The organism is Synechococcus sp. PCC 6717, from assembly GCF_022698185.1.
GTDB lineage: Bacteria > Cyanobacteriota > Cyanobacteriia > Thermosynechococcales > Thermosynechococcaceae > Thermosynechococcus > Thermosynechococcus lividus.
In genome coordinates this window covers 1-17,716 of record NZ_JAKLTV010000016.1, presented here as the reverse complement: position 1 = coordinate 17,716, position 17,716 = coordinate 1, and the positions used below count along the sequence as shown (strand labels likewise).

Below are 17,716 nucleotides of genomic sequence, written 5' to 3'. Positions count from 1 at the left end.
ATAGGTGATTGTGCGGTTTTGGCGCTGGTTGATTGTTGGATCATTGGTTGCAGGGGTCAGCTATGGGTTTTTGGGCGGGCGATCGCCCGCGCTCCTATGGTACCGTTGGCACCCTGGCCAAATTGCCCCCTTGGTCATGGAAGGTGGTGATCCCTACATCCGTGCCCTCATGCGCACCATTTCCGCAAGTGAAGCCAACGATCCTAGCCCCTACACCCTCCTCTACGGCGGTGATCACGTCCACGACCTCAGCCGTCATCCCGATCGTTGTATTCCTATTCGCCGAGGCCCCAACCAGCACCTGTGTACAACGGCTGCGGGGCGGTACCAGTTTCTTAGCTCTACTTGGGCAGAAAAAGCCGCCCACTATCACCCGAGCCCACCCGGATGGTTTTGGAGTCAGTATAACTTTGCTCCGGAATATCAAGATCAAGTGGTCTATCGCTGGTTAACAGATGCCAATGCATGGAACGCTGACATCCCCCAATTGCTGCGGGAAGGTAAGGTGCAAGCTGTCTTTGACCTGTTGTCAGGCACGTGGACAAGCCTTGGTTACGGGATTGAAAGCAACCTGATGACGCCCCACCTCGAAGACATCTACACCAAACTGCTAGCGGAAGAGCTAGCAGGTCGCCAAGCCACTTTAACTCGTTAATGGACTAACAGCCTTTTCATCCATCAAAAGGAAATCGGTAAACTCCTGTTGTATAATGTGAGCACCTTGCCGCTCGCTAGCACACCCGTGTGACTGGTTGATGTTCAGTAAAATTCTGTGAATAACACCCTAACCAAACTCTATGCGCTGAGCCTCAGTACCTTGTTTTGGGGCAGCGTAGCTCTACCAACGATGGCTCAAGAGGCACTGCGTACCCTGACGGTGACTGGGCGCGGAACAGAGGCAGTAACAGCAACCCTTGCCCAAGTAACGCTGGGGGTGGAGGTGCGGGGGCGCACAGCTCAGGAGGTACAGCAGGAGGTTGCCCGTAAGGCCAATGCTGTATTAGTAGTGCTGCGGGGGCGAGAGGTGAGCCAACTGCAAACTACGGGTCTTAGCTTGACGCCTGACTATCAGTTCAGTAATAATCAGCGCCTATTGGTGGGCTACATTGGTCGCAATACGGTTAGTTTTCGTCTGCCGAGCGATCGCGTTGGTGCCCTGCTTGATGCTGCCGTGCAAGCTGGAGCAACCACTATTGACAGTATTAGCTTTACTGCACCCGAAACAACCCTTGCTGCTGCTCAGCGCACTGCCCTACAGCGAGCCACCCAAGATGCCCAGTCCCAAGCCCAAGCTGTGTTGAGCGCCTTGAACCTGCAACCGCGCCAAGTGGTCAGTATTCAGATCAACCAAGCCACCCCACCCCCTAGCCCAGTACGGTTTGCTGCGCCGGCCATGGCCGATAGTACCCCGGTCGTTGCTGGAGAGCTAGAGGTGGCAGCAACGGTGACCCTGCAAATTAGCTACTAACCGCAATGATGCCTGTGAATTTACGACTTTCCTGCGGCAGTCTCGCAGCACTGTTGTGGGCTGCACCGATCTTGGCTCAACCGCCTGCCACACTTGAGCAGCAACAGCAAATCTTACCCCTCCCAGGGGGCTTAGATCAGGTGCCCGTGTTCAATAGCAACAGTCCCGAAGTCGTTCAGCGCGAAGGGATTTTGCTATCCACATTTCCGGCCAGCGGTAAGGCCACTCCTGCGGCTCATCTGAACTATGCTTTTCGCGGTCGCTTTGATATTTTTGCCCATCACATTGCCAAACCCCCTGATCCTGCGGATTTAACCACCCTCTACGTGGGAATTTTGGCCTACAATCCCGGTGCAACCCCAGTCACCATTGACCTCCTGCACGCGGCTAGCTACCTCAGTCAGCCTGATGCCCCATTTGTCCCCTTGCCAGCTCGACAGGCTAACGATCTTGGGCAAATCTTTGCCGGCCCTGGCGATCGCGTCATGCTGGATATTTTGCGCCGCCGCCGTCAAGAGGGTTGGCCAAGCCAAATTGTCCTGCCGCCCCGCTCCTATGGCCTTATTGCAAATTTGCCGATTCCGGTTAAAGGTCTAGACCCCCCGTTGAATGGCCGCTCCCTACTCATCCGTGCCCGCAGTAGTGGCGATATTTATCTGGCTAGCTTGGCACGCTTTGCTCCTGAGGATGAACCTACCCTTGCCCAGTGGCAGGAAACATTGCACCAAGGGGGATTGGTGACCCCCCGCGATCGCCCACCTAGCCCCCCCAATCAACCCGGCAATATCATTTACAGCCGCGTGGCCGGGGTGGCTCTAGGGTCGCGTTGGCATAATCCGCAGCAAACGCCGATCCCAATTCCAAACACTGGCGAGGCATTTTCCTATCCCTTGAGTTCCCTTGTGGCCGGTCGTTTAGGCACAGACCAAATTCAAACGGCTCCCTTGGTGGTGCGCTATCCTGATACCGCCTACGCCGCCCATGGCAACTACGCCGTTGAGTACGATCTCGTTTTGCCCTTACACAACCAGAGCGATCGCCCCCAAACCATTCGCCTTGCTCTACAAACCCCCATCAAATTTGACGCGCCAGCGCCAACCCTGCGATTTTTTGCTGAGCCACCCAACCGCATTTTCTTTCGAGGTAGTGTACGGTTGCGCTATCGAGATGATCAGGGAGCACCCCAAAGTCGGATCATTCACCTTGTACAGCGCGAAGGCCAGCAAGGGGGCGATCTTGTGCGGCTGACCCTACAACCGAACGAAACCCGCTTTGTGCAGTTCACTATGCTATACCCGCCCGATGCCACTCCGCCGCAAGTACTCACGGTTGAGACCTTGCCCTTTCCGGCACTTGGGGAACGAAAGTCTCCTTAAGTATCGATGAGATAGAGGTACAGGAACAGCTTGCCAAATGTGCTGTTGAAGGTCTAGCCATGATAGCTGCGGGTCATGGTTTCGATAAGCTGGAGGAATGCGAGATAACCTCTGTAAATACCTTGCTGAAGAATACCCGACAGCCTTTACCCAGTGGCTCCTCAACAATGCCTCAGAAAATGTTTCAGTTCTCAAAACCGAACTGAACCTCGAACCGATTTGTGCGGATGGCGTCACCCTCGTACAAACGCAACACTGCATTCTGCATCTAGAGTTTCAGGTTGAACCAGAGGCAACATTGCCGTTACGGATACTGGACTACTGGCTCAGGCTCTATCGCACCTATCGCTGTGAGAGTGTGAGCTTACCTTTGATGAGCGTTACTCTGTTATGCCAACTTCCCAAGGGAACGGTACGCTTTAGCAATATTGCCGCAGTTGTGTTTGACAAAGATGGTACTTTAGCGGACTCGGCGAGCTACCTCCACCAGTTGGCTCTAGAACGCGCACGGCAAGTGGCCGCGATCGCCCCTGATCTTGAAGCCCCTCTGCTGCGTAGCTTTGGGAGTTCAGCGCATCAGATCCAGCCGCAGGGGCTACAGGCGGTGGGGAGCCGCCATGAGAACCTGATTGCTGCTGCTGCCCATCTTGCCGGCTATGGCTATGGTTGGATAGCCGCTCGGGAAATCGCTGAACAGGCCTTTGCTGAAGCGGATCGCAGGTTTAGCCCCAAAGCTCCCTTCACGCCACCATTGCCCGGGGTCATCGATCTGCTGCAACGGCTGAAGACGGCTGGCCTAACGCTAGCAGTGCTGTCTGGCGATCGCACCGAGGAGGTACAGGCGTTTTTAGCCACCTACCAGCTCACTCACTTTTTTAGAAGTGCTATGGGTAGCGATCGCCTGCCTGCAAAGCCTGACCCAACCCCCCTCAAAAAAATCTGCGCTGAATTGGCGATTCCCCCCGCGCAGACAGTTGTTATTGGTGACGCAGATGCCGATGGCCTCATGGCACAACGCGCTAGGGCAGCAGGTTGTATCGGTGTCACGTGGGGATGGCCTCAGCCCCCTTCCTTGCAGTATTGCACCTGCACAGTTAGTGAACCGACGCAAATTCAAATTCTGCCAGCCGATCAACAGGGAACTTAGGAACACACAAGAGCCGACACGGGAGACACACAAATGGAGGGAGCACACAGTAGATGTGCGAGTACCTCTATTCAGAACTACTCGACACAGCATCAAGACTGAAGGAAAGGAGCGATCGCCCAAGCTGGAAACTCAATCTGGATGACACACAACGGCTGAGACAGGGTTGTTCAGTCCGTGGACTACTGCAACCTAAACTGCAACCTAATAGGTATAGTCGCACTCTGATGACCTGCCAACTACCGTGTTTTTACTCAAATTTTGCCGAAATTTTTGGTAAATAGGTTCCTGAAAATACCGTACAAACACGGATTCCTAAACGTCCACCATCTCCATTAGAGCGTCGCTGATGACCGCATTGGTGGCAACACTTTGGATATCGTCAAGGGTTTCGAGGGCATCCAGCAACCGCAAGACGCGGCGGGCCGTCTCCTCATCGCTCACCTCCACTGTATTGAGGGAGAGCCAGCGGCGCTCAGTCTCTAACACGTGGTAGCCATAGTGGTTGAGGGTGTTGCTCACGGCTTCCAAGGCAGCGACAGGGCAACGCACTTCTGCGACATCCGCCACGATGTCGTAGGTCTCGACCTCCGCGGCAAGGAGAGCCTCTAAAAAGGCTTCTTCATCGTGGGGGGCAGCAACGGTGACCACCCCCCACAGGTCAAACATCCACCCAACACAACCCGTCTCGCCAAGGTTCCCCCCCTGCTTGTTAAAGGCAGCCCGCAGGTCAGCAGCGGTGCGGTTGCGGTTGTCCGTTAGCGCCTCAATTAAAAAGGCAACACCACCAGCCCCATACCCTTCGTAGCGGACTTCTTCAAGGGGTGCATCACTATCAAGGGTACCGGTACCTTTGGCGATCGCCCGCTCGATGTTTTCGTTGGGAATCCCCGCTGCTTTGGCTTTTTCAATGGCGCTGCGGAGTTGAAAATTACCGGCGGGGTCGCCTCCGCCATGGCGGGCAGCAATAATAATTGCCCGGGAGAGCCGCGCAAAGACTTTACCTTTTTGGGCATCCACCCGTGCTTTTTGGCGCTTAATATTGGCCCATTTGCTATGACCCGCCATACCCGCCGAACATTACAGACATGGATTACTGAGCATAGAACAACCCCGCTGAACACAACGGGGCTGCATCAAAAGAGTAACGTTTAACTGCACAGCAATTTAGCGGAAACCAACAGCGGCTTGCCACACAAAGGCTAGCGCTAAGAACAAGACGGGAATCACCGGCAACACATCCACTAGGGGATCAAAAATAGCATAGGCCTCCGGGAGCTTGGCCACTAACACGAGAGCATCAATCATGGTGTTTTCCTAAACTATCAGCGATCGCAAGAGAACTGAAAGAATAGTACCATAGCGGCTGCGGTCAGGGGATCCAGTGGTGGAGATTAGTTCAGCACCAGCGCAAGCAGAACACGAGTTTTGGATGCAACAGGCGATCGCCCTTGCCCACCACGCAGGTTGTGCGGATGAAGTTCCAGTGGGTGCCGTCATTGTGGATGCCAATAATACCCTCATTGCCACTGGGGAAAATCGTCGCCAACGGGATCACGACCCCACCGCTCACGCGGAAATCATTGCCCTGCGCCGTGCGGGAGAGCGGCTGGGAACCTGGTACCTGAACGGCTGTCGCCTTTACGTCACCCTCGAACCCTGCCCCATGTGTGCGGGTGCTATTGTCCAAGCCCGCATTCACACTCTGATCTACGGCACACCGGATCCGAAGACCGGTGCCATTGACTCGGTGCTACAAATTTTTAGGAGTGCGGCGGCCTTTCATCGGGTGCACAGTGTAGGTGGCATCCTCGCGGATCGCTGTTGTGAGCAGTTACAAACATGGTTTCGGGCGCATCGGCAGAGGCCACGGCCTTGATGCCAGCAACACCTAAACGCGCCTGTAGGGTGGCGATCGTGTCTGTGAGGATGGGATGCCGCCACTGGGGGGCGATTTCGGCTAAGGGGACAAGAACAAAGGGACGATTGGCTAACTCAGGATGAGGTAGCGTTAGCTCTGATGTATTGACAATGGTATCGCCGTAAAACAGTAGATCGAGATCCAACGTGCGCGGCCCCCACCGTTGATGACGCTTGCGGCCAAACTGCTGCTCAATGGCCTGAAGTTGGTGTAACAATGCTAGGGGGCTGAGGGTAGTGAACGCTGTGACGCAGCCATTCCAGTAGTCCGGCTGTGGTGGTCCCACTGGTGTGGTGCGGTACCACCGAGAGCAGTGCAATCCAGTGATGTGGGGTATCTGTTGCAGGGCGCAAACGGCTGCTTGTAGGATTTGGCGGGACTGACCCAGATTGCTACCAAGGGCGATCGCCACGAGGGGGGGGTCAGACGGGGATATACTTAAATCAGTGGATTCTGCCATCGTTTACTCGGTAGAGTGCCACCCTAGGCTCTATGCTCCGCTTGTTGTTATTTCGCTGTCAACCTACCGCTAAATCGTTGTGGATCTCCGGACACTTTTTAATACCGCTACCCCAGTGATTGGTGTTGTACACCTGTTACCGTTGCCCACCTCTCCCCGTTGGGGCGGTAGCCTTAAGGCAGTGATTGACCGGGCAGAGCAGGAAGCCACCGCCTTGGCCTCAGGGGGTGCTAATGCGATTATTGTTGAAAACTTTTTTGATGCCCCCTTTACCAAAGATCGTGTCGATGCGGCGGTGGTCAGTGCCATGACCTTGGTGGTGCAACGCCTGAAAAATTTGGTGGCCTTACCCATTGGCTTAAATGTGCTGCGCAATGATGCCTACAGTGGTCTGGCGATCGCTACGTGTACGGGGGCACAGTTTATTCGCGTCAATGTGCTGACGGGGGTGATGGCCACGGATCAAGGCATTATTGAAGGCCAAGCCCATCMCCTATTGCGCTACCGCCGTGAACTGGGGCAAGACATTAAAATTTTGGCGGATGTCATGGTCAAGCACGCCCAACCCTTAAATACCCCTAACCTGAGTACCGCCGTTCGCGATACCTTCGAGCGAGGCTTAGCGGATGGGGTGATCCTCTCTGGCTGGGCAACGGGGCACCCCCCCAGCGAAGAGGACCTCTCAATCGCCTCTAGTGCGGCTAAGGGTCAACCGCTGTTTATTGGCAGTGGCGCCTCTTGGGATAACGTTGAGCAGTTGGTTCCCTATGTCGATGGGGTGATTGTGGCTAGCTCGTTGAAGCGCAATGGCCAAATTACCCAGCCCATTGATCCGATTCGGGTGAGCCGCTTTGTGGAGGCGTGGCAGCGAGCACAGCACAATTTCCAAGAACTGGGCGATCGCAACGGTAACCCAAGCGGCAATCTGGCTCAAGAGAGCGAAACCTCCCGCTTGATGCTATGTGATTAGATCCACGATCGCCACCACATCCGCTGAAAAAACTGCTGGGGGGTGAGCGGTAGCCCCCAATACACTGGCAACCAGTAGAGAAAGCCACTAACAATCAGCAGTAGCACCACCACACTCAGAGCGCGTCCCCACGGTGGCGATCGCCACGCCCAGTCCCAAACCACCGCTAGGGCCATAAAACTGTACAGTGCAGCGGGTAGGTAGTGATAGAGAAACAGGCAGCGGCTCACCAAAACCCAAGGGAGAAAGTTCGCCGCATAGTTAAGCAGCAAAAACTGCCCCGCGGACGATCGCCTTGCCAACGGTATTATTGCCAGCATCGCCAGCGTACTCAGCCACAGCAAGGGGGGATTAAACATGGCATGAACCGCATACACCCAAGCCGTGTCTGCCATGGGTAAGGGAGGGCCAATGACTGGCACAGCTTCGCTGAGGGTGTGTACTCGCTGAAAAAAGTAACTCAGGGGTCGCAACAGCAACGGCCACGACCACCACGGCGCACAGTAGGGATGAGCAGTACTAGCCACACTGCGATGGTAATTAAACATCTGGACGTGAACCTGCCACAGGTTGGAGTGCGGATGAAAGGCTAAGTGGGGCAGCCACAGCAGACTATAGACCGTGAACACCACCAAGGGTAGGATCAGCACCATGTCCATCGCCGTGTAATACCGCTGCCGCTGTGGCATCCACCAGCGCTGCACTCCCCACMCCAGCCACAGCCCGAGGAGAAACCCCAGACCACTCCACTTAACCGCCACGCAGGCTCCCAAGGCCACCCCTGTGCCCATGAGTGCCCACCACCGCTGTGCTTTCCACTGCTGCCCCCAGAGCCAGACAACCTGCGCCACCACCCCAAAAAACACCAGATAGACGTTAATGAGGGCATAGCGGGACTCCACTAAAAAAAAGCCATCTAAGGCCACAAACGTCCCCGCCACTAAACCCACCCGCTGGCGCCGCGTGATCAGATACGCCAAAAGGGCAGCAGCAACGGGAATCAGCGAGCCAACAACAGCATTGAGCCAGCGATAGCCCCACGGCTGAAACCCGCCTGCCAACCAAATGCCAAGGGCAATCAGGTACTTACCGAGGGGGGGATGGGCATCAAAGAATGGCTCTCCGGCCAGATAATTGCGGGCAAAGCGGGCAAAATACACTTCGTCAAACACAAGGGTGTTAAAGCGGCCTAAGCCCCAGAGCCTTGTGCCCAAGGCAAAAAGCCACACCAACAGTAGCCCCAGCGGCATCCCTAGGCCGCCCCAGGCAGTTCCGCCGTGCGTACATTCACCCGCTGGACGCGATCGCCCCGCTGAATGGTTAAGTTCAGTACCTGACCCACCTTAGAAGCGTCAACCACGGCCTGTAATTCCTCAGCACTGGTAATGGGCTGCCCATCGACTGCGGTAATGACATCTCCCCAGCGCAACCCTGCCTTTGCGGCTGGCGTATTGGGCAGAACCTGCACCACCAGTACCCCATTGACCTCCGGCAGCATCACCGGTGAGTTGGGGTTAGCATTATTTTCCTTGGCCATGGCTGGAGTAAAGGTAGTCATCTGCACACCAAGGTATGCATGACTAATTTTTTCACCGCGCACAAGGCGCTCTTGCAGTGCTTTTGCTTTATTGATCGGAATCGCAAACCCAATTCCCATAGCATCGGCACGAATCGCAGTATTAATGCCAATCACTTCCCCGGCTTCATTGAGCAGTGGCCCACCGGAGTTCCCTGGGTTGATCGCCGCATCGGTTTGAATAAACTCTAGGCGCTTATCGGGAATCCCCACTTGGGCACTGGAGCGGTGGAGGGTGCTCACAATCCCCAAGGTGACGGTATTGTCTAACCCTAGGGGATTCCCCACGGCGATCGCCCAGTCTCCCACTTTTACCGCACTGGAGTCGCCCAGAGGAGCTGTCGGCAATGGCTCTGTAACCCCCTTCAGCTTGACAATCGCTAGATCGGAGACCTCATCTACACCGCGCACCTCCCCTTCAAACACGCGCCCATCCTTGAGACGCACGGCTACCGTATCCGCCTGGCTGACCACGTGGGCATTGGTCATGAGAATACCGCTGCTGTCGATAATAAATCCCGATCCTTGCCCCCGTAGCCGATCCTCTTGGGGCAGCGGCGCTAACCCTGGAAAAAACTGGCGGAAGAAGGGGTCGTTAAACAGCGGATCCACCGATCGCAGGACAGTGCGCTCCGTATCAATGCGAACCACAGCATCCCCTACTCGCTCCACCGCTGCGGCCACAAAACTATGCCCCGCCGAGGACACCGCTGCCATGGCAGGGGCACTCCAGTTCCACAGCAGCACACTCACAGCCAACAGTAGCCAACACCACTGGCCAAGCCATCGCAAAGACTGAAAAGGTTGTTTGAGGTTAAGCATTACTCACGCGGATTCAGAACCATTCACCTTTAGATTTTAACTGGGCGTTGCCAGCCACTGCTGAAGATAGGCATTTACCATCGCCGGTGCCTCATCCTGCGGGCAATGCCCTACCCCTGCTAGGGGCACAAACTCACGTACACAGCGAAAGGCTGCCAACTGCTGCCCTTCGGCGATCGCTTCCCACGGATCCGCCGCCCCCCACAGAAAGTAAGTAGGACAGGTCACCAAAGGAAGGAGGTCTTCGGGCACTGGGCCTTGGGAATAGCGCACAAACGCCAAAAAAACATCTGCCGCTCCCTGATCTTGAGCAGGGCCGAGCAATATATCCACCAGTTCCTCGGTCACCGCTGTTGTATCCCCGTAGGCTTGGTGAAGGATGCGGCGCACGGCGCGGGGCTGGGCAATTTGGTGGAAAAAGTAGGTTCCGATCGCCCGATTGCCAAGAATCCGTTGTAGCAAAGTGGTACCCCACTGGCGATACCACGGGAGCTGCTGCCGCTTGCGCTCATTCAGTTGCCGCAGGGAGCAGTTGAGTAAGATCAGTTGCCTGACCCACTCCGGCGCGAAAACCGCTGCCTGGAGAGCAACAACACAGCCAATGGAGTTACCAATCAGCACCGTTGGGGCGCCAATCACCTCATGGCAAAAGTCCAGCACAAGGGTTGCCCACGTCTCAAAGGTATAGCTAACCATGTGTGGCGCAGGCTTAGCCGATCCCCCAAACCCCAACAGATCAATGGCATATACCCGATGCGCAGCGGCAAGGACAGGTATATTTTTGCGCCAGTGCAAGCTCGAGGCACCAAACCCATGAATCAGCAGTAGGGGCGTGCCCGTGGTTCCTTGGTGGCGATAGACAATTGGATAGCCCTGCCAGTGCCAAATCTGGGGTGCGAGGGGTTCATTGGCAATATCAGCCGTCATGGCAGCCTCCTCACTCGGCACTAAGAAATTGACGATAGCGCTGGCTCAAATCGTTGACGGCGCGCTGATAAAACTGTTGGCCGTGCTCTGGGGTCGCCAAGCTGGGGTCTGAACCCATCCGACCATCGGGATAGCGACAGCGAAAATCCACAGCACCATAGATGGCATGATCCCTGTTGACCTCGGCACTCAGTACACCTTGCTTAATGGCCTCTGGATAGACAAATTGGGTGACGGCCACTTCGCTGGGGGTTGCATGGGAGCCTTCGCGATCGCCATAGAGTTCACGCGCCAGTTGGGTTACCGAAGGGCACATAAACCAGTTTGCTAGTTCACAGCGCACCTGATCTGCCCCCGGAATCTGTAGTTCGGTAAGAGCGGCATAGGTTTCGGCAAAGGCGGCTTTAACGGTGGCAATATTGCCGCCATGGCCATTGATAAAGAAAAAGCGTTGAAACCCTGAGCGTGCCAAACTCACCAGATAGTCACGCAGGACAAGGAGCAGGGTACTGGGGCGCAGGCTAATAGTTCCGGGAAACGCCGTGTGGTGCAACGCCATCCCCACATTGATAGTAGGTGCGACCAACGCACCGGTGGCATCCCCCACCCCTTTAGCAATGACCTCGGCACAGATGGCATCGGTGCCAATTAAGCCGATGGGGCCATGCTGCTCCGTTGAACCAATGGGCACAATCAAACCGCGAGATTCAGTGAGGTAGTCGGCCACCTCAGGCCACGTACTCAAGTGTAATAAGGCCATTGTGATTTCCTAAATTGCATCTTCCAGAACAGATCGGGTGTTATGCCATGCCCACACACCAGCGATCGCCACCACTCCTCCCATCCCCATCATCACAATCGTCAACCCCAGCAGATCTGAGAGAATCCCCGCCACCGCCAAAGGGACACTGAGGGCAATATTGACAATATTATTCTGGAAGCCAAACACCTTACCCCGCATTTCTGGGGGGGTGCGAACCTGAATGAGGGTTTGCATCGGAATACCAATTAAGGAGGCTCCCATCCCCAAGAGAATACTCAAGGCCAGCCCCATCCAAAGGTTATGGACAAAGGCAAACACCAGCAAGACGGCTGCCATGATCAAAAAACCAATTAAGGGGAGGGGACGGTGATGCAGGTGCTCTCCCCATTGCCCTAGAATACCCGCGCCTAAAATCAGCCCCACCCCTGCGGCAGCCAACAGAAACCCAAATTGATTAGGCCGCAACCCAATCTCTTGGGCTAAGCTGACCGCCAACACCGTCAGTGCCGCAAACACACAGTACAAAATAGTCAACTGGAGCATGGCATTGCCCAAGAGTTTATTCTTACGCAGGTAGTGGAACCCATCTTGTAAATCGCGCCAGATATTCATCCCGTGGGGAGGCTCCTGCACCACTTCGCGGTGGGCAATCAGGGCTAAAACCAGCCCCGCCAAAATGTAGAGGCCACCCACTACCATTTCGCGAGCGTAGATCCCCCCGATGGCTGCTGCGGCACTGAGGAGAGGCTCTCCCACCGCAAAGCCAACCACCAACGACCCCATCATCGTGGTGATAAAGAGAGCATTGGCCGAGAGCAGATTTTCTTCTTTCACCAAGAGCGGAATCGCTGCCTGCTCAGCAGGGGCAAAGAACTGCGTGAGAATGGACTCAGAAAAGGCCACCAGCAGCAAAAGGGTAAATTTTTTGGGAATGAGAATTAAGGCAAGCACTAATAGGCCCCGGAGGACATTGGTAATACTCATCACCTCTCGCTTGGGATAGCGATCGACAACGGTACCTGCTGTTGATCCAAAGAAGACGGCGGGTAGGGKATTGGCGATCATCACCGCCGAGGCTTTAGAGCCGGGTAACTCGTAGCTGGCATCGTAGGACACCGCTAAGGTAATCAGGAGCACCAGAAAAATTTTGTCCGCCAGTTGGGAAATAATTTGCCCCCCCCACAGCTTCAAAAAATTCGTGTTTCGCATCAGGGCGGCAAAGCCACCCGGACGGGGTTTAGGCCCAGAACTTACCATTGCTGTTGCTCATACACCATGAAGGGGTCTCCTGTGGCTATGTTTCAATCCTTGATCGCTCAGTTGGCAACGCCTGCCGCAGGCATAGGACAATTGCAATGCTGTTAATTATCGTGAGCCATTATACGATCATAGGTTTGTTTAGTTCTTAAGCACCCCGCTGAGCATCGCCTCTCCCTAGGTATAGCAAACGCATGAGCGAGGGATTCACTAGTAGGATGATAGAGTCATAGATCCTGCAGTAGAGAGTTGTTTTTTGAACGATGCCATCGCCCAACACCGATAGCCCTTCCGCTAAATTTTCAGAGCTGACGCCTGCTGAAGGTAACCTTGATGATAGGGATCTAGATACCGAGCAGGATCCTGATCTGGAGCTTCCTAACGAGGTGGAAATGTCCCTTTGGGATCACCTTGAGGAGCTACGGCAACGGCTGTTTGTGGTCTTGGGCACCGTCGCCGTGACGACTATATTCTGCTTTACCCAGGTACGCTGGATCATTCAGTTCCTCGAAAAACCCGCTAAAGGGGCACAGTTTTTGCAACTTAGCCCAGGGGAGTACTTTTTTGTCTCCTGTAAGGCTGCTGCCTACAGTGGGGTGCTATTGGCTACGCCGATGATTCTGTACCAAGGGATTCGCTTTKTTTTACCGGGGCTGACCCGCCGCGAGCAGCGGTTACTCGCCCCCGTTGTCTTTGGCTCCTCGATTCTTTTTGTGGCGGGCTTAGCCTTTGCCTATACGCTGCTTGCTCCTGCGGCCTTAGGATTTTTCATCAGCTATGGTGCGGATGTGGTCGAGCAAATCTGGTCGATTGATCGCTATGTAGATTTTATTTTGCTGCTCCTGTTTGCCACCGGTTTAGCATTTCAGGTGCCTATCTTACAGTTAGTGCTTATTTCTTTGGGGATTGTCTCCACTGCCCAGATGCTGAGCCAGTGGCGCTATGTGGTGATTATTGCGGTTGCCGTGGCTGCGGTCTTAACTCCCTCGATTGATCCAGTGACCCAAGGGTTATTGGCGGGGGCACTGATGGCGCTTTACTTTACAGGGATAGGCTTGGCTAGGCTAGTGGGTGTGGGCGATCGCCCCGCTGAAGACGGATGAATACGTTGAGCGTCGGATCCCCCTATGAGCATCAAAGATAGGCCAAGGGGTCGGTAGGCTCGCCGTTGACACGAACCTCAAAGTGCAAGTGAGGGCCCGTAGAAAGTCCGGTAGAGCCAACTTCAGCAATGGGTTGCCCCTCCTGTACCGTTTGTCCCTCGCGCACGAGTAGGCGTTGAGCATGGGCGTAAAGGGTTGTGAGGCCACTGCCATGATCGAGGATGACGGTTTGGCCATAGCCACCGGACCAGTCCGCTAAAACCACTGTGCCGCTCTGGGCAGCATAGATGAGGGTGCCAAAGTCGGCGCCAAAGTCAGTGCCGGTGTGAAACCGACGGGTGCCTAAAATGGGGTGGATGCGCCAGCCAAAGTGACTGGTAATGGGGGCACGGATGGGATAGGCAAGGCGACCACTGCGGGGTAAGGGGGGTGGGCCTTGGGGCACATAACCTAGGCGCTGAGCTAAAAACTGTTGAATTACCATGCTATCGCGAGCCAGTTGGGCTTCGATGGATTCAAGGGCACGGCGATCGCTGCGCAGGCGTTGCACCAGTTGACGTTGACTGGCGGCTTCGCGAGTGTAAATATCCTGTTGTTTTGTGAGTTGCTGGCGCAGGGCTTGAATATACCGCTGTTGGGTTTTGATGTGTCGCTCCTGCTGCTCAAGGCGGTGGCGATCGCGTTGGAGGGTAACCAGTTGTTGGCGATCGCGCTCATAAACTTGGCGGAGGCGATATTGCTGAGCCAACCAATCGTTTAGAGTCTCGGCCTCAAAAAGCATTGCCCAGTGGGGAATTTGGCGGTAGCGTTGCAACTGGCGCAGGCGATCGCTAATCACCTCCATATTGGCGTGGTAGCGTTTCGCCATCGCTTGTTGTTGGGTTTGGAGATCCTTGAGAATGGTTTCCGCTGCTGTCAGGCGATCGCTGACAGAAGCCAACTGGTTCGTCGTCGTTTCTACATTGGCTTCGAGGCGATCGAGGCGATCGCTGGCCGCATCTTCAAGGCGTTCTAACTGTTGACGTTGTTGCCCCACTGTCTGCTGGTGCTGTTGGTGCTCCTGCATCACTCGCTGCCAATACTCCAACGGTGGTGCGTTCGTTGCCGCAGTCGGAACCGCACCCCCTAGAACGAGGGCAAAGATAGCTAGCAGGAGGTACAGCCAGCAACCGTGTTTTTGCATAGGAGGGTGCAAATGAGTGCCGCTAGTTATACACCGGCAGGGGGTCAATTATCCAGCTTTCGCTTTAAACTCATCGTATCAGGGCTAACCTCAGAGCATTTCCTCGGTAAAAGGAGTGTGATAGTGTGACAAAAGCCCTTTTTTTCATGTTGACCCCCAATGGCAAAAGGCGCGCTGGCAAGATTGCTCCAACCCAACCTGGTGTTACAGGGGACGATTGAACATCTACACCCGGCAGTTTTACACGAACAGCAACTGCGGGGGATGATCTTAGATGTGGACGATACGCTACTACCCACATGGAACACAGACCTGTCACCAGCGGTACGCGCATGGCTGCTGGACATCAAAGTGCAGATGCAGGTTTGGCTGGTAAGCAACAATCTGAACCATCGCCGCATTGAACGGATTGCTCAACAGGTCGATCTGCCGTTTTTAATGGGCGCGGGTAAACCCTCTCGCCGGAAAATCTGCCAAGCCGTTCATGCCATGAACTTACCATTTGCTGAAGTAGCCATGGTGGGCGATCGCCTCTTCACGGATATTTTGGCGGGTAACCGCCTAGGGATGTTTACAATTTTGGTCAACCCTATCCTTGTAAACCGCCTAGATGGCAAGTCGTGGGTTCGTAACTTAGAATTTTGGCTGGCACACCAACTGGGCGCCCCCATTCTCACCGATGACCCACGCCAACCCCACAGCGAAGTTCCCTAAGCGCTAGCCACCTTCTGCAAGTGCGCCACCAGTGCTCGCAACCCCAGCAAATAACTCTCAGCACCAAAACCAGCAATTTGCCCTAAAGCCACCGGGGCAATATAGGAATGATGGCGAAAGGATTCACGCTGGTGAATATTGCTGAGGTGCACCTCGACCGTTGGTAAGGCCACCGCGGCGATCGCATCCCGAATCGCCACACTGGTATGGGTATAGGCCGCAGGATTGATCAGAATACCTTGCGCATGGGATGGTGCATCTTGGATCGCATCCACCAGCACCCCTTCATGATTAGATTGCAGGCACTCTAACGTAACTCCTAGACTCTCAGCAAGGTTATGCAGAGACTGGTTAATCGTCTCTAGGGTCACTTGGCCATAAACCCTAGGTTCGCGCTGACCCAAGAGGTTTAAGTTGGGGCCGTGGAGCACTAGCACCTTAAACGCCAAAGCAATCCCCGCAAAATCACGAATTAATCTAGCGGCGATCGCGTACAGGAATTGGAATTGGTTCTAGTTCAGGGGTTGGCTCCGCCCCCCCCAACAATTCGAGAAGCTTCTTCAACCACGATTTGAGGCTATCGAGCAGGTTCTCTAGATAATCCATTGATATTCCTACTGTATCGCTATAGAGAATGGCCTTGGTTTTTTAACCATAGCTGACCAGAGCTACTTTTAACCTAGCATAATCTTTTTTCGATCAGTACCCTCACCCTAGAAACCGCTTGGTCGCGCTTTCTGTACTATATATCTAGATCAACATATCTAGATCAACGAGATCACTGCCCTTGTCAGGACTATAGCGCCTGCGGTGGACGGAACATGACTAGGGCAGAGATTGACATACTCCCACGGCTAAAGCGCGTGGGCTTTACGGCACCAGTTGTAAAAAAAGCTCAGCCATTCTCAGAATGGTCGAGCCTTTTAACAGTTGCTGGGTCTTAAGGATTCTTAGCCCTCGCTAGATTCACCAGTGGAGGTACCACGATTGAGGGCTTCTTGCAATTTTGCTTCATCTTCCTTCGACAGCGATGTGCGCAGCACCTTACCGCCAAACGGTGCAATTTCCTCAATCACTTTGTCTGGAGTGGCTTGCCGCACGAGAGTAAAAATCGCGGACGTGCCCGGGGAGATCGTTTGCCCTAATTCCTTAATGAAATTATCGTCGATGCCAATGTCGGTAAATTTGCCGGAAATGGCTCCGGCGACGATCCCGGCTGCCCAACCCAACAATGGGTTAAAGAACAACAACCCAATCAGCAGCCCCCAGAAGCCACCGCCCAGCGCACCTGCCAAGGTCAAATCTTGGGTTTGGTTAATTTTTACTTTCCCATCTTTCGTGCGGACAACAACTGCCGCATCCTCAAGGTCTAGGAGATGCTCCCGCTGTAACTTTAGGAGCTGGATGAGAACTTCGTTTGCTTTGTACTCATCATCGAAGGCAATTACAACCAGTGTACTCATGCACTGTCTCCATCAATAGTTGGTCATGGAACCGTACCCACCCTAGCATTATCTTCCCCAGAATCACCTGATTGGCGGAGGAGGCATCCTTAAAAAATACGGTGTTGCTGAATGTGGCTATGAATTGCCCTCATCCCCAACCCTTCTCGCCAAGGAGAAGGGAGCTAAGAGTCTTGTTCCCTCTCCTTTGGGAGAGGGCTAGGGTGAGGGCGGCAAAAGACTCAAACCTGACAGTCACATCGGGTATGGCTGGAAGCCCCGTACTTCAGTGCGGGGAGGAAAGCTCCTTTAGCAACTTTAGTTGCCTTAGGTTATAATTGTACTGCGGACACCAGAAACGGTTGTTTAAGGCACTGGTAACGGTCGATTGGGGGTGTTGTAAACCACCCCAGAGGCTCGTGGTTGGCTTGCTAACTGCAGGGCTACTAAAAGCTCCCTGCTTTAGCTGGGAGTAGTTTACGCTCATATCCATCACCCTGAAGCGGATTCTCATCACCAACAGGTGCACACCCACTTCGGCAAAACGCACTCGTCCCACGCWGACYACAMCCCGGCAACCTGCTGGC

20 protein-coding genes are annotated in these 17,716 nt (G+C 54.6%); 8 read left to right on the top strand and 12 right to left on the bottom strand.

What is annotated here, in order from left to right:
* Positions 1-10 precede the first annotated feature (10 nt).
* The 4 genes from L5470_RS08255 (at position 11) to L5470_RS08240 (ending at position 3,991) form a co-directional block, all read left to right on the top strand.
* Entirely contained in the window at positions 11-655 is a 645-nt protein-coding gene (locus L5470_RS08255) for a glycoside hydrolase family 24 protein (RefSeq protein WP_499499334.1), read from the top strand.
* A 117-nt stretch (positions 656-772) separates the two neighbouring features.
* Entirely contained in the window at positions 773-1,468 is a 696-nt protein-coding gene (locus L5470_RS08250) for an SIMPL domain-containing protein (RefSeq protein WP_227517476.1), read from the top strand.
* 8 nt (positions 1,469-1,476) lie between these two features.
* Positions 1,477-2,844, top strand: a complete 1,368-nt coding sequence (locus L5470_RS08245; protein ID WP_499499351.1) for a DUF3370 domain-containing protein — start codon at positions 1,477-1,479, stop codon at positions 2,842-2,844.
* Positions 2,845-2,941: 97 nt separating this feature from the next.
* Entirely contained in the window at positions 2,942-3,991 is a 1,050-nt protein-coding gene (locus L5470_RS08240; protein WP_499499332.1) for an HAD family hydrolase, read from the top strand.
* Positions 3,992-4,306: 315 nt separating this feature from the next.
* On the opposite strand, the gene L5470_RS08235 is transcribed toward L5470_RS08240, so the two are convergent.
* Entirely contained in the window at positions 4,307-5,059 is a 753-nt protein-coding gene (locus L5470_RS08235; protein WP_099797706.1) for a YebC/PmpR family DNA-binding transcriptional regulator, read from the bottom strand.
* 99 nt (positions 5,060-5,158) lie between these two features.
* Positions 5,159-5,299, bottom strand: coding sequence for a photosystem II reaction center protein K (locus L5470_RS08230; protein ID WP_011056031.1), 141 nt, complete (start codon positions 5,297-5,299; stop codon positions 5,159-5,161).
* Positions 5,300-5,378: 79 nt separating this feature from the next.
* Here L5470_RS08230 and tadA point away from each other — a divergent pair, with 79 nt between their 5' ends.
* Complete coding sequence (gene tadA, locus L5470_RS08225) at positions 5,379-5,870, top strand: tRNA adenosine(34) deaminase TadA (protein WP_227517474.1); 492 nt, start codon at positions 5,379-5,381, stop codon at positions 5,868-5,870.
* Here the strand turns inward: tadA and folK are convergent.
* Positions 5,755-6,372 (bottom strand): 2-amino-4-hydroxy-6-hydroxymethyldihydropteridine diphosphokinase, encoded by a 618-nt coding sequence (gene folK, locus L5470_RS08220; protein WP_157768301.1) that lies wholly within the window; start codon positions 6,370-6,372, stop codon positions 5,755-5,757. The two genes, tadA and folK, sit on opposite strands and share 116 nt — an antisense overlap.
* A 79-nt stretch (positions 6,373-6,451) precedes the next feature.
* Between folK and btpA the strand changes: the two genes are divergently transcribed.
* Complete coding sequence (btpA, locus tag L5470_RS08215) at positions 6,452-7,342, top strand: photosystem I biogenesis protein BtpA (RefSeq protein ID WP_499499328.1); 891 nt, start codon at positions 6,452-6,454, stop codon at positions 7,340-7,342.
* Here the strand turns inward: btpA and L5470_RS08210 are convergent.
* From L5470_RS08210 to L5470_RS08190, 5 genes are all read right to left on the bottom strand, one after another.
* Positions 7,339-8,592 carry a phospholipid carrier-dependent glycosyltransferase gene (locus L5470_RS08210; RefSeq protein WP_499499326.1) on the bottom strand — a complete coding sequence of 418 codons (1,254 nt, stop codon included), beginning with the start codon at positions 8,590-8,592 and terminating at the stop codon, positions 7,339-7,341. The two genes, btpA and L5470_RS08210, sit on opposite strands and share 4 nt — an antisense overlap.
* A gap of 2 nt (positions 8,593-8,594) precedes the next feature.
* The gene (locus L5470_RS08205) at positions 8,595-9,710 is read right to left on the bottom strand and encodes an HhoA/HhoB/HtrA family serine endopeptidase (protein WP_499499324.1); all 1,116 of its coding nucleotides are present in this window, start codon (positions 9,708-9,710) and stop codon (positions 8,595-8,597) included.
* Between the two features lie 66 nt (positions 9,711-9,776).
* Complete coding sequence (locus tag L5470_RS08200; RefSeq protein WP_099797702.1) at positions 9,777-10,667, bottom strand: alpha/beta fold hydrolase; 891 nt, start codon at positions 10,665-10,667, stop codon at positions 9,777-9,779.
* A 10-nt stretch (positions 10,668-10,677) separates the two neighbouring features.
* Positions 10,678-11,427 carry a creatininase family protein gene (locus L5470_RS08195; protein WP_099797700.1) on the bottom strand — a complete coding sequence of 250 codons (750 nt, stop codon included), beginning with the start codon at positions 11,425-11,427 and terminating at the stop codon, positions 10,678-10,680.
* A 9-nt stretch (positions 11,428-11,436) separates the two neighbouring features.
* Positions 11,437-12,687 carry an MFS transporter gene (locus L5470_RS08190; protein WP_499499321.1) on the bottom strand — a complete coding sequence of 417 codons (1,251 nt, stop codon included), beginning with the start codon at positions 12,685-12,687 and terminating at the stop codon, positions 11,437-11,439.
* Between the two features lie 392 nt (positions 12,688-13,079).
* Between L5470_RS08190 and tatC the strand changes: the two genes are divergently transcribed.
* Positions 13,080-13,790 (top strand): twin-arginine translocase subunit TatC, encoded by a 711-nt coding sequence (gene tatC, locus L5470_RS08185; RefSeq protein WP_499499349.1) that lies wholly within the window; start codon positions 13,080-13,082, stop codon positions 13,788-13,790.
* 31 nt (positions 13,791-13,821) lie between these two features.
* On the opposite strand, the gene L5470_RS08180 is transcribed toward tatC, so the two are convergent.
* The gene (locus L5470_RS08180) at positions 13,822-14,973 is read right to left on the bottom strand and encodes a murein hydrolase activator EnvC family protein (RefSeq protein ID WP_099797696.1); all 1,152 of its coding nucleotides are present in this window, start codon (positions 14,971-14,973) and stop codon (positions 13,822-13,824) included.
* Positions 14,974-15,156: 183 nt separating this feature from the next.
* Between L5470_RS08180 and L5470_RS08175 the strand changes: the two genes are divergently transcribed.
* Positions 15,157-15,687, top strand: coding sequence for a YqeG family HAD IIIA-type phosphatase (locus tag L5470_RS08175; RefSeq protein ID WP_237269122.1), 531 nt, complete (start codon positions 15,157-15,159; stop codon positions 15,685-15,687).
* Here L5470_RS08175 and aroQ read toward each other — a convergent pair.
* The 3 genes from aroQ to L5470_RS08160 all read right to left on the bottom strand — a co-directional run bounded on the left by aroQ (position 15,684) and on the right by L5470_RS08160 (position 17,150).
* Positions 15,684-16,136 carry a type II 3-dehydroquinate dehydratase gene (aroQ, locus tag L5470_RS08170; protein ID WP_227517472.1) on the bottom strand — a complete coding sequence of 151 codons (453 nt, stop codon included), beginning with the start codon at positions 16,134-16,136 and terminating at the stop codon, positions 15,684-15,686. The genes L5470_RS08175 and aroQ overlap by 4 nt on opposite strands.
* A gap of 28 nt (positions 16,137-16,164) precedes the next feature.
* On the bottom strand, positions 16,165-16,293 hold the full coding sequence (locus tag L5470_RS08165; protein ID WP_257790491.1) for a hypothetical protein: 129 nt from the start codon (positions 16,291-16,293) through the stop codon (positions 16,165-16,167).
* Positions 16,294-16,637: 344 nt separating this feature from the next.
* Positions 16,638-17,150, bottom strand: a complete 513-nt coding sequence (locus L5470_RS08160; RefSeq protein WP_099797692.1) for a DUF1269 domain-containing protein — start codon at positions 17,148-17,150, stop codon at positions 16,638-16,640.
* Positions 17,151-17,716: the final 566 nt, after the last annotated feature.

Excerpts from the sequence above, each read along its gene's own strand:
- L5470_RS08200 (WP_099797702.1), bottom strand. The coding sequence starts at position 10,667 with ATGACGGCTGATATTGCCAATGAACCCCTCGCACCCCAGATTTGGCAC.
- L5470_RS08160 (WP_099797692.1), bottom strand. The coding sequence starts at position 17,150 with ATGAGTACACTGGTTGTAATTGCCTTCGATGATGAGTACAAAGCAAAC.
- L5470_RS08235 (WP_099797706.1), bottom strand. The coding sequence starts at position 5,059 with ATGGCGGGTCATAGCAAATGGGCCAATATTAAGCGCCAAAAAGCACGG.
- L5470_RS08165 (WP_257790491.1), bottom strand. The coding sequence starts at position 16,293 with ATGGATTATCTAGAGAACCTGCTCGATAGCCTCAAATCGTGGTTGAAG.
- L5470_RS08230 (WP_011056031.1), bottom strand. The coding sequence starts at position 5,299 with ATGATTGATGCTCTCGTGTTAGTGGCCAAGCTCCCGGAGGCCTATGCT.
- L5470_RS08240 (WP_499499332.1), top strand. The coding sequence starts at position 2,942 with ATGCGAGATAACCTCTGTAAATACCTTGCTGAAGAATACCCGACAGCC.
- L5470_RS08180 (WP_099797696.1), bottom strand. The coding sequence starts at position 14,973 with ATGCAAAAACACGGTTGCTGGCTGTACCTCCTGCTAGCTATCTTTGCC.
- L5470_RS08245 (WP_499499351.1), top strand. The coding sequence starts at position 1,477 with ATGCCTGTGAATTTACGACTTTCCTGCGGCAGTCTCGCAGCACTGTTG.
- L5470_RS08195 (WP_099797700.1), bottom strand. The coding sequence starts at position 11,427 with ATGGCCTTATTACACTTGAGTACGTGGCCTGAGGTGGCCGACTACCTC.
- folK (WP_157768301.1), bottom strand. The coding sequence starts at position 6,372 with ATGGCAGAATCCACTGATTTAAGTATATCCCCGTCTGACCCCCCCCTC.